The 14079-nt window shown below is 64.0% G+C and carries 14 protein-coding genes; 9 read left to right on the forward strand and 5 right to left on the reverse strand.

Annotated elements, in window-relative coordinates:
* Window positions 1–2 precede the first annotated feature (2 nt).
* The 7 genes from ccoO (at window position 3) to ccoS (ending at window position 6970) form a co-directional block, all read left to right on the forward strand.
* Window positions 3–737, forward strand: a complete 735-nt coding sequence (gene ccoO, locus P8Y64_03060; protein MEJ2059456.1) for a cytochrome-c oxidase, cbb3-type subunit II — start codon at window positions 3–5, stop codon at window positions 735–737.
* A gap of 57 nt (window positions 738–794) precedes the next feature.
* Window positions 795–1016, forward strand: coding sequence for a cbb3-type cytochrome c oxidase subunit 3 (locus P8Y64_03065; protein ID MEJ2059457.1), 222 nt, complete (start codon window positions 795–797; stop codon window positions 1014–1016).
* Entirely contained in the window at window positions 1000–1941 is a 942-nt protein-coding gene (gene ccoP, locus P8Y64_03070; GenBank protein MEJ2059458.1) for a cytochrome-c oxidase, cbb3-type subunit III, read from the forward strand. Before P8Y64_03065 ends, ccoP begins: the two co-directional genes overlap by 17 nt.
* A 78-nt stretch (window positions 1942–2019) precedes the next feature.
* Window positions 2020–3423: a cytochrome c oxidase accessory protein CcoG gene (ccoG, locus tag P8Y64_03075; protein ID MEJ2059459.1), complete on the forward strand. Its 1404-nt coding sequence runs from the start codon at window positions 2020–2022 to the stop codon at window positions 3421–3423.
* Between the two features lie 11 nt (window positions 3424–3434).
* A complete protein-coding gene (locus tag P8Y64_03080) occupies window positions 3435–4274 on the forward strand; it encodes a FixH family protein (GenBank protein ID MEJ2059460.1) in 840 nt (279 codons plus the stop codon).
* Window positions 4275–4315: 41 nt separating this feature from the next.
* Entirely contained in the window at window positions 4316–6754 is a 2439-nt protein-coding gene (locus P8Y64_03085; protein ID MEJ2059461.1) for a heavy metal translocating P-type ATPase, read from the forward strand.
* A 24-nt stretch (window positions 6755–6778) separates the two neighbouring features.
* Window positions 6779–6970, forward strand: coding sequence for a cbb3-type cytochrome oxidase assembly protein CcoS (gene ccoS / locus P8Y64_03090; protein ID MEJ2059462.1), 192 nt, complete (start codon window positions 6779–6781; stop codon window positions 6968–6970).
* 220 nt (window positions 6971–7190) lie between these two features.
* Here the strand turns inward: ccoS and rpoH are convergent, their stop codons facing one another.
* From rpoH to ftsY, 5 genes are all read right to left on the reverse strand, one after another.
* The gene (rpoH, locus tag P8Y64_03095) at window positions 7191–8054 is read right to left on the reverse strand and encodes an RNA polymerase sigma factor RpoH (protein ID MEJ2059463.1); all 864 of its coding nucleotides are present in this window, start codon (window positions 8052–8054) and stop codon (window positions 7191–7193) included.
* Between the two features lie 80 nt (window positions 8055–8134).
* Window positions 8135–8986 carry a response regulator gene (locus tag P8Y64_03100; GenBank protein MEJ2059464.1) on the reverse strand — a complete coding sequence of 284 codons (852 nt, stop codon included), beginning with the start codon at window positions 8984–8986 and terminating at the stop codon, window positions 8135–8137.
* A gap of 104 nt (window positions 8987–9090) precedes the next feature.
* Window positions 9091–10050 (reverse strand): permease-like cell division protein FtsX, encoded by a 960-nt coding sequence (gene ftsX / locus P8Y64_03105; protein MEJ2059465.1) that lies wholly within the window; start codon window positions 10048–10050, stop codon window positions 9091–9093.
* Window positions 10047–10709, reverse strand: a complete 663-nt coding sequence (ftsE, locus tag P8Y64_03110; protein ID MEJ2059466.1) for a cell division ATP-binding protein FtsE — start codon at window positions 10707–10709, stop codon at window positions 10047–10049. Before ftsE ends, ftsX begins: the two co-directional genes overlap by 4 nt.
* An 83-nt stretch (window positions 10710–10792) precedes the next feature.
* Window positions 10793–11791, reverse strand: coding sequence for a signal recognition particle-docking protein FtsY (gene ftsY / locus P8Y64_03115; protein ID MEJ2059467.1), 999 nt, complete (start codon window positions 11789–11791; stop codon window positions 10793–10795).
* 13 nt (window positions 11792–11804) lie between these two features.
* On the opposite strand from ftsY, the gene P8Y64_03120 reads away from it, so the two are divergent.
* Together P8Y64_03120 and P8Y64_03125 are read left to right on the forward strand one after the other, a co-directional pair.
* Entirely contained in the window at window positions 11805–13238 is a 1434-nt protein-coding gene (locus P8Y64_03120) for a pitrilysin family protein (protein ID MEJ2059468.1), read from the forward strand.
* A partial coding sequence (locus P8Y64_03125; protein MEJ2059469.1) for a pitrilysin family protein occupies window positions 13238–14079 on the forward strand: 842 nt, incomplete at its 3' end. The genes P8Y64_03120 and P8Y64_03125, both read left to right, overlap by 1 nt.

Below are 14079 nucleotides of genomic sequence, written 5' to 3' on the forward strand. Positions count from 1 at the left end.
ACATGAAGCACGAAAGCATTGAAACGAATGCCGGCCTGCTGGTGATCCTGACCCTGCTGGTCATCAGCATCGGCGGGCTGGTCGAAATCGTCCCGCTGTTCTACCTCAAGGGGACCGTGGAAAAGGTGGACGGCATCCGTCCCTACACCCCGCTGGAACTGCGCGGTCGCGACATCTATCAGCGCGAAGGCTGCTATCTCTGCCACTCGCAGATGGTTCGTCCCTTCCGTGACGAGGAACTGCGTTACGGCCATTACTCGCTGGCGGCCGAGTCGAAGTACGACCATCCGTTCCAGTGGGGTTCCAAGCGTACCGGTCCGGACCTCGCTCGCGTGGGTGGCAAGTACTCCAATGCGTGGCAGGTGCAGCACCTGATCGATCCGCGTTCGGTTGTGCCGGAATCCATCATGCCGGACTTCCCGTGGCTGATTAAGGACGACCTGGCCTATTCCGATATCGCCGAACGTATGGAGGCCTTGAAGAAGGTCGGTGTGCCGTACTCCAGCACGAAGCAGGAATACGACGCCAACGTGAAGCGGTTCGGCGAAAAGACTGCCAAGATGCTCGACATCAACCATGCTCAGGACAACCTGATCAAGCAGGCTGAGCAGGGCGACTACGATGGTATCCCCGACCGCATCACCGAGATGGATGCGCTGGTTGCATACCTGCAGATGCTGGGCACCCTGGTCGATTTCCAGAAATACAGCCAGGACTACTTCGTCCAGTTCCGTTGATGTCTGAGGCCGGCGGTCTGATGGCCGCCGGCTGAAACCGACAGCGGGTAATGAGATTTGGAAAAGATTTGGTCAACAATCGAAGCAATAGCGACCAGCCCCCTGACCGCGTTGTTTCTATTGTTCCCGCTGTTCATCGGCATTGTCGTTTACGTCTACTCAGGTAAGCGGCGCTCGGAGCGGTTGGAAAGCTACCGGTATATCCCGCTCCAGGACGGCGATGATGAGGCAGATATAGATAAAGAACAGAAGGCAGATCACCATGAGCAACGCAGCTGACAAGAAACAGACCGGCGCTGTCCAGACAACGGGGCACGCCTGGGATGGCGACCTTCAGGAATACAACAACCCGCTTCCGCGTTGGTGGGTGTGGGCGTTCTACGGCACCGTCGTCTTCGCCGTGGTTTACTGGTTTCTCTATCCTGCATGGCCGGTCGGTACCTCCTTCACCAAGGGTTTCGATACCGTCACCTACGAGGTGAAACAGGACGGCAAGGAGGTCAAGAAGACCGTTCCGTGGAACACCCGTGCACGGCTGATGTACGAAGATGAGTACGGTGCGGAAGCGGAAAAGCAGCGCGCTTACCTCAAGAAGATCGAGGGCAGCTCCTACGCGCAGATCCTGTCCAATCCGGACATGATGGCCTTTGTGCGTTCCTACGCGAAGACCCTGTTCGGCGACAACTGCGCCGTGTGCCACCAGGCCGGCGGCACGGGCGTGGTCGGACACTACCCGAACCTGGCGGACGACTCCTGGCTGTGGGGCGGAACGGTGCGGGAAATCCAGCACACCATTACCGCGGGTCACCACGGCTTCATGCCTTCGTTCCGTCCGACCTTCAGCGACGCCCAGGCGCATGACGTCGCCGAATACGTGCTGAGCCTGTCGGGCACCAAGGGCGGCGATGAAAAGGCCATCATGCGCGGCGAGAAGATCTTCCACGGCCAGGAAGGCGGTTGCTATTACTGCCACGGCGAGAAGGCCACGGGGCTGATCTCGCAGGGTTCCGCGAATCTGACCGACCATGTCTGGACTATCGCCAACGTTCCCGCCGCCAAGACCTATGATGAAAAGGTCGCCGCCGTGGAACATGTGATCCTGCACGGTGTCTCACGTGTGATGCCGACCTGGCAGGGCCGCCTTTCGTCCACGCAGATCAAGCTGCTGACGGTTTACGTCCACGAACTCGGCGGCGGTCAGTAAGGCGATTGACACCCGGGCGGCGCATTGCGCGCCGCCCGTTTTGCGTTTTCAGCCCGGCCCCTCGGGGGCTATACAGAAATGAGCGAATCCACAGAGTCTCTATTCGAGGGGCGCATACCAATCTATCCGCGCTCCGTGAAGGGGCGTTTTCGTTATATCAAATGGGGCGTTCTCGCCCTGGCCTACGGTGTTTACTTCCTGCTGCCCTGGATCCGCTGGGCACGCCCCACCGGCCCCGACCAGGCCGTGCTGTTCGACCTCAATACCCGCCTGTTTTATATCTTCGGTCTGGTGGTTCATCCCCAGGATATTTTCTGGCTGGCGGGTTTCCTGCTGCTGGCGGCGTTGTTGCTGTTTTTCGTAACCGGCATCCTCGGCCGCGTGTTTTGCGGTTATTTCTGTTTCCAGACGTTGTGGACCGACGTGTTCATCATGGTGGAGCGCCTGGTTCAGGGGGAACGCCCGGCGCGCATCCGGCTGGCCAAGCAACCGTGGAATTTCGAAAAGATTTTCAAGCTCGGCGCCACGCACGTGTTGTGGCTGCTGGTGGCGATGCTGACCGGTCTCACCTTTACGCTGTACTGGGCGGACGCGCCGCAGCTGACGCTGCAGTTCTTCACCGGCAAGGCGCCATTCCCGGCCTATGCCACCACGGCGTTTCTGACCGCCACCACCTACGTCATGGCCGGTCTGGCGCGGGAGCAGGTGTGCACCTACATGTGCCCCTATGCGCGTTTCCAGAGCGTGATGTTCGATCGAGATACCCTGATCGTGTCTTACGATCAGGGTCGTGGTGAAGGACAGGCGGGACGCCACAAGGTAAACAAGCAGCTGAAGACGCATGACCAGCGGCAGGCAGCCGGTGTCGGCGACTGCATCGACTGCGGATACTGCGTGCAGGTCTGTCCGACCGGTATCGATATCCGCAATGGCCTGCAGGTGTCATGTATCCACTGCGCGCTTTGTGTCGATGCCTGTGACAACATCATGGATAACATGGGCTGGCCGCGCGGGTTGATACGCTACACCTCGGAAAACGAACTGGAAGGCAAGAAGACCCGTTTCCTGAAGGGCAAGACCTTCGGTTACGGGGCAGCGATCGCCATCGTGCTCGGCCTGCTGCTGTGGAGCATGACGCATTCGACCAAATACGATGCCGTGTCGCGCCAGATCCGCCAGCCGCTGTACGTGGTGATGTCCGACGGCAGTATCCAGAACAGCTACGAGCTCAAGATCAACAACAAGACGCAGAGCCCGCTCACGCTGACGGTCGGGCTCGACGGGCTTAAAGGCGCCGTGCTGGATGTCGGCAACTTCAAGAACTTCACCATTCCGCCCGAACAGTACCTGCGCGTGCTGGTGCGTGTGCGCTTTCCCGGCAATACCGCCACTCCCGAGGATCATGATTTTTCATTCGTGCTGACGCCGCAGAACGGCAAGATCCCGCCGATCAAGGTGCCAGCGCGGTTTTATACCCCCTGAGGTAGTTTTCGATGAGCAGTCTGGTAACAAGTCTGGGAATCGGCGTCGGTCTGGCCTTCCTGGCCTTCGTCCTGATCTACAAGTTCACGCCGCTGCGCGGCAAGCAGGTCTCGTTGATCGTCAGCATGGGCGCGATGCTCGCGTTCCTGCCCTATGCGATCACCCATTGGGAAGGCCTGGACGTGCTGGCCGTGCATATCGCTTTTTACCTTGTCGTGCCGTACGTGCTCGGCATCATCACCTCCACCTGGGAGATGCGCGAACAACACGAGGGCAAGGACGAAAACGCCCGCTGGTTTCACTGGGCGCCGACCATCATCGTGCTGTTCTTCCTGGGGCTCGCCACCGTCGATGCGGTCATCGTCACCCTGTCCAGCAAGGGTCTTTCCCAGCATATGGCTGCACTGCTGCTGCCCAAGCCCGACGAGGGCGTGAAGGTGACCTCCTACTTCCCCGGCACGGTGCTGCATAACTATCAGATGAAGGAAGGCCAGTACGACGCCTATCTGGCCAGGATGAAACAGCAGGCGGCGCTGCACTGGACCGTGAAAAAAGGCTTCTCCGACAAGCCGATGGCCAACCGCAAGCAGGTCTTCGAGGTGGAGATACTGGACCGCGATGGCGTGCCGGTGACCGGTGCCCATGTCGAGGCGAATTTCCTGCGTGCGTCCAATGAGCGTCTGGACCAGATCCATGTGCTCAAGGAGATGCGCCCCGGTCTTTACCGGGGACAGGTCATGCTGCCGCTGCCGGGCTACTGGGACGTGTTCCTGCGGATCAACCACGGCAAGGACAGCTACGAGGACAAGGCCATGACCGAGGTTTTCAAAGCACCCGGTCGGACTTCGTGAGCACCTGCCGATGCGGGGTGGCCTGACGGCGGGAGACCTGCGTGGCGGACGAACACGATCATAGCTGTTACCACTGCGGTCTGCCCGTGCCGCCCGACACCGATTATTCGGTGCAGATCGGTGGCGAGCGGCGCGCCATGTGTTGTCCGGGTTGTCAGGCGGTGGCGCAGGCCATCGTCGATGCCGGTCTTACCGATTACTACAAGCACCGCACCCGCGACAATGTGACGGCCCAGGCCCTGGTGCCGGACATCCTGCGCGAATACGACCTCTACGACCGCGACGACCTGCAAAAGAGTTTCGTCCGTACCGAAGCCGAAAACGTCCGCGAAGCGTCGCTGATCCTCGAAGGCATCGTCTGCGCCGCCTGCGTCTGGCTCAACGAGCGCCACGTACGCGCCCTGGACGGGGTGTTGGAATTCAACGTCAATTACGCCACCCACCGCGCCCAGGTGAAGTGGGACAACGCCCAGATCCACCTCAGCGACATCCTCAAGGCGATCGCCGCCATCGGTTACCGCGCCCACCCCTTCGACCCCAATCGCCAGGAAGCCCTGCACAAGAAGGAACGCAACGCGGCGCTCAGGCGCATCGCCGTGGCCGGCGTGGGCATGATGCAGGTGATGATGATCGCGGTGGGGTTGTACGCCGGGGATTATTCCGGGATGTCGCCCGACATCCGCAATTTCCTGCGCTGGGTCAGTCTGCTGCTGGCCACGCCGGTGGTGTTTTATTCCGGGCGTGTGTTCTTCCTCTCGGCGTGGCGGGATCTGAAAAAACGCCAGCTGGGCATGGACGTGCCGGTGTCGATCGCGGTCGGTGCGGCCTACGTGGCGAGCGCCTGGGCGACCGTGCGTCAGGTCGGCGATGTCTATTTCGACTCGGTCACCATGTTCGTGTTTTTCCTGCTGGTGGGGCGTTTCCTGGAGCTGCTGGCACGCCACAAGGCGGGGGAGGCCGGAGAGGATCTCATCCGCCTGCTGCCGACCGGTGCGACCCGGCTGGTAGACGGACGTACCGAAGTGGTGACGGTGAACGACCTGGAGACCGGCGACCGGGTGCTGATCCGCCCGGGGGAGGTCGTGCCGGCGGACGGGGTGGTGGTCGAGGGCACCAGCAGTATCAACGAGGCCCTGCTCACCGGCGAAAGCCTGCCCCGCCGGCGCGGCGTCGGCGAGGAACTGGTGGGCGGAACGTTGAATGTCGAGTCGCCGCTGCAAATGGATGTGACGCACGTGGGCGGCGATACCGTGCTGTCCTCCATCGTGCGCCTGCTGGACCGCGCCCAGATGGAAAAGCCGCGCCTGGCCCAGCTTGCCGACCGGGTGGCGGGCTGGTTCGTCGGCGCCCTGCTGCTGGTGGCGGTGGGAGTATTCGCCTTCTGGTACTGGTACGCGCCGCACGAGGCGTTCTGGATCACCCTCTCGGTGCTGGTCGTGACCTGCCCCTGCGCACTGTCCCTGGCCACGCCCGTGGCGTTGACGGCGGCGACCGGCACCTTGACCCAGCTCGGCGTGCTGACCTCCCGCGGGCATGCCCTGGAAACCCTTTCCAAGGTTACGCACATGGTGTTCGACAAGACCGGCACGCTTACCTACGGGCGGCTTGAGCTGGCCGACGTGGAGGTGCGCGGGGACCTGGACCGGGATACCTGCCTCAATATCGCGGCCGGTCTGGAGCAGGGCTCGGAGCATCCCGTGGCCCAGGCCCTGCGCGCCGCCGCCGAGTTCCCGGCCATGGTGAGCGATACGGTGGCGGAATCCGGGCGCGGGATCAGCGCAATGGTCGACGGTCGGCGTTATCGCCTGGGACGATGGGAATACGTTTTCCCGGGCAAGACCGACGCCGACCTACCGACGCCGCCGGCCGGCGTGAGTCAGGTGGTGCTGGGCGAGGACGACCGGCTGCTGGCGGTATTCAGCCTGCGTGATCAGGTACGCGAGGAGGCGCGGCGCGCCATCGAGCGCCTCAAGTCGCAAGGCATCCAGGTCGTCCTGCTGAGCGGAGACCAGCCCGCCGTGGCCGCGCGGGTGGCCGAAGAGGTGGGTATCGACACCTGGTCGGGCGGCCTGCTACCGGATGGCAAGCTGGCGGAATTGCGCCGTCTGCAGGCGGCGGGGGCGGTGACCGCGATGGTGGGCGACGGCGTGAACGACGCCCCGGTGCTGGCCGGCGCCCAGGTCTCAGTCGCCATGGGCAGCGGGGCGCAGCTGGCGCATGCCTCGGCGGACATGGTGCTGTTGTCGGAAAACCTCATGCACCTGTCCGATGCGGTGGAGATGGCGCGTCGTACACTGGCCGTGATCCGCCAGAATCTGGCTTGGGCGGTGGTTTATAATGTGGTTGCCCTGCCGTTGGCGGCCGCCGGGGTGATCCTGCCCTGGATGGCGGCGGTGGGAATGTCGGCCAGTTCGCTGATGGTGGTGATCAATGCCCTGCGTCTCAAGAACCCGCCCCGCTCGATGCGGTCCAAGTTTTGAGTTCGCCGTAAAGGACATGCAGGCATGAGTATTCTTTATTTGCTGATTCCCATCGGGATCGTACTGATGGTCATCGCGCTGGTGTTTTTCGCCTGGACGGTGAAGAGCGGCCAGTACGACGACCTGGAGGGGGTCTCCCACCGGATTCTGATGGACGACGACGACCCGCGCATTCCCCAGCGGAACAAGCAGGATTCCTTGCAGGACAAGGACTGATTGAGTAGCATAGCCACCCGATTTGTACGACTTTAAAGCGCAGGAGCCGCCATGTTTTACAACAAGCTTCCCCTTTACCTGATCATTGCGCTGATTGTCTGGTCCTGGATCAGTTTCTTCTCGGTGCTGATCGCGCACTGATTCACGATCGGCATCATCAAACGAAAAAGGCTCCCGGAGGGGAGCCTTTTTCGTTTGATGCGGGTTGTGCCGGGTGGCGTCAGTCCGCCATGGCGTTGCGCAGTTTTTTGATTGCCCCGCTTTCGATCTGACGAATGCGCTCAGCCGAGACGTCGTATTCGGCGGCCAGTTCGTGCAGGGTGGCCTTTTCGCTGCTCAGCCAGCGTCGGGCGACGATGTCGCGGGCGCGTTCGTCCAGGCTCGACAGGGCCTGCCCCATGCGCTGATGGTTGTAGGACTCCCAGTCCTCCGCCTCGAGCTGTTCGGCCGGGTCCTCGCCCTCCTGGCTCAGGTAGGCGGCGGGGGCGTAATAGGAAGATTCCTCGTCGTCATCGGCCGACAGGTCGTAGCCCAGGTCCTGGCCGTTCATGCGCGATTCCATTTCCATCACGTCCTTGGTGGACACACCCAGCTGTTCGGCGATGGATTCGGCCTCTTTCATGTTCAGCCAGCCGAGGCGCTTGCGGCTGCTGCGCAGGTTGAAGAACAGCTTGCGCTGCGCCTTGGTGGTGGCCACCTTGACGATGCGCCAATTGCGCAGGATGAATTCGTGGATCTCGGCCCGGATCCAGTGCACGGCAAAGGAGACCAGCCGGACGTTCATGCCGGGATCGAAGCGTTTGACCGCCTTCATCAGGCCGATATTGCCTTCCTGAACAAGGTCGCCCAGCGGCAGCCCGTAACCCAGGTAGCCGCGAGCCACCTGCACCACGAAGCGCAGGTTATGCATGATCAGCAGGCGGGCGGCGTCGAGGTCGTCTTGTTCCCCGTAGCGGCGCGCCAGCTTCTGTTCCTCGTCGGCGCTGAGCACCGGCAGGCGGTTGACCGCCTGGATATAGGTTTCCAGGTTGCCGACCGGGGTCGGCATGGACGAGCCTTTGAGGATCAGGGACTGTTCAGTCATGAAAACTAGTACCCCCTATTAGCACATACTCAGTTTAGCACTCGGAATATTAGAGTGCTAATCGGGCCGGGAGTTCCCGTTCAGGCGTTCAGGGCCGATGCCGGCTGGGCGGGATGCTGCTCCAGGTAAAGCTGTTTCAGGGCCAGCAGCATGTTCACCCGGGCCATGAGGATCTCCTCGATCACCGGTTTGGTGACGAAGTCGTTGGCGCCCGATTTCAGCAGTTTGACGTACTCCTCGGGCTCGTTGCCGCTCACCGTAACCAGCAGGACCGGCATCTGCAGCGGGGACAGGCGCATCTCGTTGCGGATGATGCGGGTCAGGTGGATGCCGGTCATGTCGCCGCGCAGGAACAGGTCGCTGATGACGATATCGTAACCCTTGGGCGATTCGAGCCCGTCGCGGCGCAGGAGTTCCAGGCCGTCCTCGGCGCTCAGCACGTGGGTGACGTCGATTTCATGGATCTCCAGTATCTGACGCACGGCAGCCGCGGCGGTGGCGCTGTCCTCGATGTACAGCACGTGGCCGCCCTGGCGGATGGGGCTGACGCCCAGGACCCCCTTGAGATAGTCGACCAGGGCCTTGAGCCCGCGGGCCTTGTCGAAATACCCCGTGGCACCGGCCTGGTGGGCGTCCTCCTGCTGGCGGCTGTCGGCATCCCCGGAGACCACCACCACCGGCACGTGCTGCCGGCCCGGAATGTCGCGCAACTGGCGGGTGAACTCCACGCCGTCCATATCCGGCAGGGCCAGGGCGGTGGTGATCAGGTCGAAATCCTCGAACTGCAAATGCGCCAGGGCCTCGCGGGCCGAGGTGAAACTGGTGATTTCGGCGTTGTCGATGCCCTTCTTGAGCAGCTGGCCGACCATTTTGCGGGCGGATTCCGAGCCATCCACCAGCATGATCTTGTGGGCGCTGTCGTCGATGTCCATGTGAAAACTGTCTCCTCCCCTATGGTACAGGGTGCGGCGCAGTATCGGCCGCCGCGGCGTTCAATGCCACCCCTCTGGCCGGGGGTGATCAGAATCCGGGGTTGTCAGCGCGGCTCGATGTCCCGCAAATGCCGCCATACCGACAGCCAGGAGCCCGCCAGGCCGAGCAGGGCGCTCAAGGCCAGCAGCTGCAAAACCAGCCCGCCGTTCAGCCCTCCCAGGCGGAACGAGCTGTTGTAGAGGCTGGCCAGGTGCGAGATCGGGCCGCCCAGGGCGCCCATGACCAGGCCGACGATCAGCAGGCCCAGCATTCCCCCGAGCAGTCCGTACCAGAGGCCGCCGTACAGGAACGGGCGGCGGATAAAGGCGTCTGTCGCACCGATGAGCTTGGCGACCTCGATCTCCTCGCGCCGGTTCTGGATGTCCAGGCGGATGGTGTTGCCGACCACCAGCAGGGCCGCCAGCCCCAGCAGCCAGGCCAGCACCAGCACGGCGCGGCGGGCGATGTCCATGATGGCGAACAGGCGCTGCACCCAGCGCAGATCCAGCTGGGCCTGTGCGACCTGCGGTTGCTTGCGCAGCTCGAACAACAGCCCGGACAGGGCGGCCGGCTGGCTGTGATCCAGCGTCGGTGTCACCACGACCACGGCCGGCAGCGGGTTGTCGGGCAGGGCGTCCAGGGCGGCGGTAAAACCCGAGGTCTTTTTGAACTCCGCCAGGGCCTGGTCGCGCGAGATGTAGCGCGCCTGGGCCACGCCGGGCCACCCCTCCAGCTGCTGTGCCAGCGACTGAGCCTGGGCGGCGCTGGTTTCCATTTTGAGATAGAGCGAGATGTTCGCGCTGCGGTCCCAGCCGCTGCTCACCCCCTGCAGGTTTTTGATCGCCAGATAGAGCACGCTGGGCAGGGCCAGGGCGATGCCCAGCACGGCGACGGTCATCAGGCTTGCGAAGGGCGCGCGGTAGAGCTTGCCCAAGCTGAAAAAGAAGGCGCGCACATGATTGACCGCCCAGGCCTGCAGCCGGGCGTGCATCTGGGGATCGCGCTGGCGGCGGGTTGTTTTCATGCCGCCGCGTCCGCCAGATGTCCGTTGCTCAGCTGCAGAATGCGCTTGCCCATGGGGCGGATCAGCCCCAGATCGTGGCTGGCGATCAGCACGGTCACGCCGACCTGATTGAATTCGGTGAACAGGTTCATGATCTCGCGGGACAGGTCGGGGTCCAGGTTGCCGGTGGGTTCGTCGGCCAGCAGGATGTCCGGCTTGTTGACCACCGCGCGCGCGATGCCCACGCGCTGCTGCTCGCCGGTCGAGAGCGTGATGGGTTGGGCTTTTTCCTTGTGCAGCAGGCCGACCTTGTCCAGCGAGGCGCGCACCCGCTTGCCGATTTCCTCGCGGCGGAAGCCGGCGATGATCAGCGGCAGCGCGACGTTGTCGAACACACTGCGGTCGAACAGCAGGTGATGGTCCTGGAAGATGATGCCGATCTTGCGGCGAAAACGGGGGATCTGGCGCCGGCCCAGGCTGGAGAGGTTTTTGCCGTCGACCACGATCTGCCCGCGCGTGGGGCGCTCGATCACCGAGATCAGCTTGAGCAGGGTGCTCTTGCCCGCGCCGGAATGGCCGGTCAGAAAGGCCATCTCCCCGGCGGGGATTTCCAGGCTCAGGTCCGACAGGGCTTCCTGGCCGGTGGGATAACGCTTGAAAACGTTTTGCAGGAGGATCATGCCGGGTCTCTGCGGCGATGGTGCGTGTGCACGGTCACGGGGGACATTCTGCCTGCCCTCACGAGTCGTTGCTACTCCCCTGTCTACTCTTCTTGCGGACCCGCCAGCAGGGCGCTGACGAACTCTTCGGCCTCGAACACGCGCAGGTCCTCGATCGCCTCGCCGACGCCGATAAAGCGCAGCGGCAGCCCGAGTTGCTCGGCCAGGGCGAACACGATGCCGCCCTTGGCGGTGCCGTCCAGCTTGGTCACGGTAATGCCCGAGACGTTCACCGCCTCGTGGAACTGGCGGGCCTGGTTAAGGGCGTTCTGGCCGGTGCCGGCATCCACCACCAGCATGACCTCGTGCGGGGCGGTCTCGTCCAGCTTGCCCATCACCCGGTGCACCTTCTTGAGCTCATCCATGAGGTTGGACTGGGTGTGCAGGCGTCCCGCCGTGTCGGCGATCAGCACGTCGACGCCGCGCGCCTGCGCGGCCTGCAGGGCGTCGTAGATCACCGAGGCCGAGTCGGCGCCGCTGCCCTGGGCGATGACGGGGATTTCGTTGCGCTCGCCCCAGGTCTGCAGCTGCTCGACCGCGGCGGCGCGGAAGGTGTCGCCCGCGGCCAGCATCACCGACAGGCCCTGGTCCTTGAAGCGGCGCGCCAGCTTGCCGATGGTGGTGGTCTTGCCCACGCCGTTGACGCCGACCATGAGCAGGACATAAGGCCGTTTTTCCCGGTCGACCTCGAGCGGGGCGGTGCAGGGCTTGAGGATGTCGGCCATGCTCTGGTGCAGGGCGTCGATCAGGGCCGCCGCATCGGTCAGTTCCTTGCGCGAGACGCGGGCGGTGAGTTCCTTGAGGATGCGCTGGGTCGCCTCCACGCCGACGTCGGCCATCAGCAGGCGGGTCTCCAGTTCTTCCAGCAGCTCGTCGTCGATCTGCTTTTTGCCCAGCATCAGGGTGGCCATGCCGTCCGTCAGGCCGTGTCCCGTCTTGGACAGGCCCTGGCGCAGGCGGGCGAACATGCCGGGGCGGCTGGCCTCGGCGGCGGGCGCCTTTTCAGTGTTATCCTTCGGCTGCTTTTTCTTGAAACCGAACATCGGTGACTCCGTCTTGCCGGGCTACAAACATCACGAATATCAGGCCGCGTATGCTACCACCACCGGCGCCCGCCGGTGGCGGCTCTGGCTGTGCCTGGCGCTGCTGGGCTGGTTGGGCACGGCCCTGGCCGGCAATGGCGACGTCCACACCCTGAAGCTCGCCAACGGCATGCAGGTGATCGTCAAGGAGGATCACCGCGCGCCCATCGTCGTATCGCAGGTCTGGTACCGCGTCGGTGCCAGCGACGAAAACGACGGCATCACCGGCATCTCCCATGCGCTGGAACACATGATGTTCAAGGGCACGCACGCCCACCCGGGCGGGACCTTCACCAGCACCATCGACCGGCTGGGCGGCCAGGAAAACGCCTTCACCAGCCGCGATTACACCGCCTACTACGAGGTCCTGGACCACCGCCACCTGAAGACGGCGCTGGCGCTGGAGGCGGACCGCATGCACAACCTCACGCTGGGGAAGAGTGATTTCGAGCGCGAGATCCGCGTGGTGCGCGAGGAGCGACGCATGCGGGTGGAGGACGATCCGGAGTCCCTGACCTTCGAGCGCTTCATGGCGGCCGCCTTCGTCAACAGTCCCTATCACCATCCGGTGATCGGCTGGATGCCCGACCTGCAAAGCCTGACCATCGATGACCTGCGCCGCTGGTACCGGCGCTGGTACGTGCCCGACAACGCCATTCTGGTCGTGGCCGGCGATGTGGAGCCGCAGCAGGTATTCAAGCTCGCCCGCCAGGCGTTCGGTCCGCTCAAGGCGCATCCCCTGCCGGTCGACAAGCCGCGCACCGAGGTGCCGCAGCGTGGTGAACGGCGTATTACCGTCGAGGCCCCGGCCAAGCTGCCCTATGTGCTGATCGGCTACAAGGTGCCGGGCATTCCCACCGCCACCGAGTCCTGGGAGCCCTATGCCCTGCAGGTGCTGGGCGGCATTCTTTCGGGCGGCGACAGCGCGCGCCTGCCGAGAATCCTGATCCGCGGCCGGGAGGTCGCCGCCGGCGCCAGTGCCGGCTACAACCCCTACGCGCGCTACGAGACCCTGTTCATGCTGGACGGCACGCCCGCCGAGGGCCGTTCCATCCACGACGTGGAGCAGGCCCTGCTGAAGCAGGTCGGCGATCTGCGCAACAAGCCGGTGGCCGCCGACGAACTGGCGCGGGTCAAGGCCGGCCTGATCGCCCAGGAGGTCTACGCCCGCGATTCGCTTTCGCACCAGGCGACGCAGCTGGGCATGCTCGCCGCACTCGGTTTGGACTGGCATCTCGCCGAGACCTATACGGCGCACATCAAGGCGGTCACCGCCGCCCAGGTACAGGCCGTGGCCCGCAAATACCTGGTGGCTGCGGGCCGCACCATCGCCGAACTCAAGCCCCTGCCCATCGATCCCAACCGCCCGCCGCGTTCCGGCGGCGCCAGCTCCGGTCCGATCCGTTAATGGCTATTTCCCCGCGCAAACCGTTGTTCCTGCTGCTGGCCCTGGTCCTGCTGGGCCCGGTCAGGGCCGAGGCGAATCCGGACATCCAGCACTGGATCACCACGCACGGACTGAAGGTGTATTTCGTTCACGCCCCGCAGGTACCGATGCTGGATATCCGGCTGGTGTTTCACGCGGGCAGCGCCTACGACGGCAAACACCCCGGCCTCGCCCAGCTCACCAGCAACCTGGTGGGCAGTGGCGCGGACGGTATGGATGCGGACGCCATCGCGGCCCGCTTCGATGCGGTCGGGGCCCAGTTCGATACCGGCGCCCTGCGCGACATGGCCTGGGTCAGCCTGCGCAGCCTGAATGCGCCCGAATACCTGGATCCGTCCCTGTCTACCCTGATCAACCTGCTGGCCAAGCCGACCTTCCCGCAGGCCGACTACACACGCACGCTGAAACAGATGCAGGTGGGGCTGCAGGCGCAGGAGCAGGACCCGGGTGCCATCGCCGACAAGGCCATGATGCACGCGCTTTACGGCGATCATCCTTACGCATCGCCCCCCGAGGGCACGATGCAAAGCCTCAAGCGGATACGGCGCAGCGACGTGGCGGATTACTTCCGCCGTTATTACGTGGCCCGCAACGGGGTGCTGGCCCTGGTGGGGGCGGTGGATCGCGCGCAGGCCGAGAAGATCGCGGCGCGCATCGGCGCGGCGCTGGCCGAAGGCAAGCCGGCACCGGCGCTGCCTCCCGTGCCGCCCTTGGGCAAAGCGCAGACCATCCGCATTCCGTATCCGTCCGCGCAGGCGCATATCCTGATCGGCCAGCCCGGCATCCGGCGCGGCGCGCCGGA

This window comes from Gammaproteobacteria bacterium, assembly GCA_037388465.1.
Classification (GTDB): Bacteria; Pseudomonadota; Gammaproteobacteria; order SpSt-1174; family SpSt-1174; genus JARRKE01.

Coding starts and splice junctions, on each gene's coding strand:
- ccoP (MEJ2059458.1), top strand. CDS start 1,000: ATGAGCAACGCAGCTGACAAGAAACAGACCGGCGCTGTCCAGACAACG.
- ccoG (MEJ2059459.1), top strand. CDS start 2,020: ATGAGCGAATCCACAGAGTCTCTATTCGAGGGGCGCATACCAATCTAT.
- P8Y64_03100 (MEJ2059464.1), bottom strand. CDS start 8,986: ATGGACATCGACGACAGCGCCCACAAGATCATGCTGGTGGATGGCTCG.
- rpoH (MEJ2059463.1), bottom strand. CDS start 8,054: ATGACTGAACAGTCCCTGATCCTCAAAGGCTCGTCCATGCCGACCCCG.
- ccoO (MEJ2059456.1), top strand. CDS start 3: ATGAAGCACGAAAGCATTGAAACGAATGCCGGCCTGCTGGTGATCCTG.
- ftsY (MEJ2059467.1), bottom strand. CDS start 11,791: ATGTTCGGTTTCAAGAAAAAGCAGCCGAAGGATAACACTGAAAAGGCG.
- ccoS (MEJ2059462.1), top strand. CDS start 6,779: ATGAGTATTCTTTATTTGCTGATTCCCATCGGGATCGTACTGATGGTC.
- P8Y64_03080 (MEJ2059460.1), top strand. CDS start 3,435: ATGAGCAGTCTGGTAACAAGTCTGGGAATCGGCGTCGGTCTGGCCTTC.
- ftsX (MEJ2059465.1), bottom strand. CDS start 10,050: ATGAAAACAACCCGCCGCCAGCGCGATCCCCAGATGCACGCCCGGCTG.
- ftsE (MEJ2059466.1), bottom strand. CDS start 10,709: ATGATCCTCCTGCAAAACGTTTTCAAGCGTTATCCCACCGGCCAGGAA.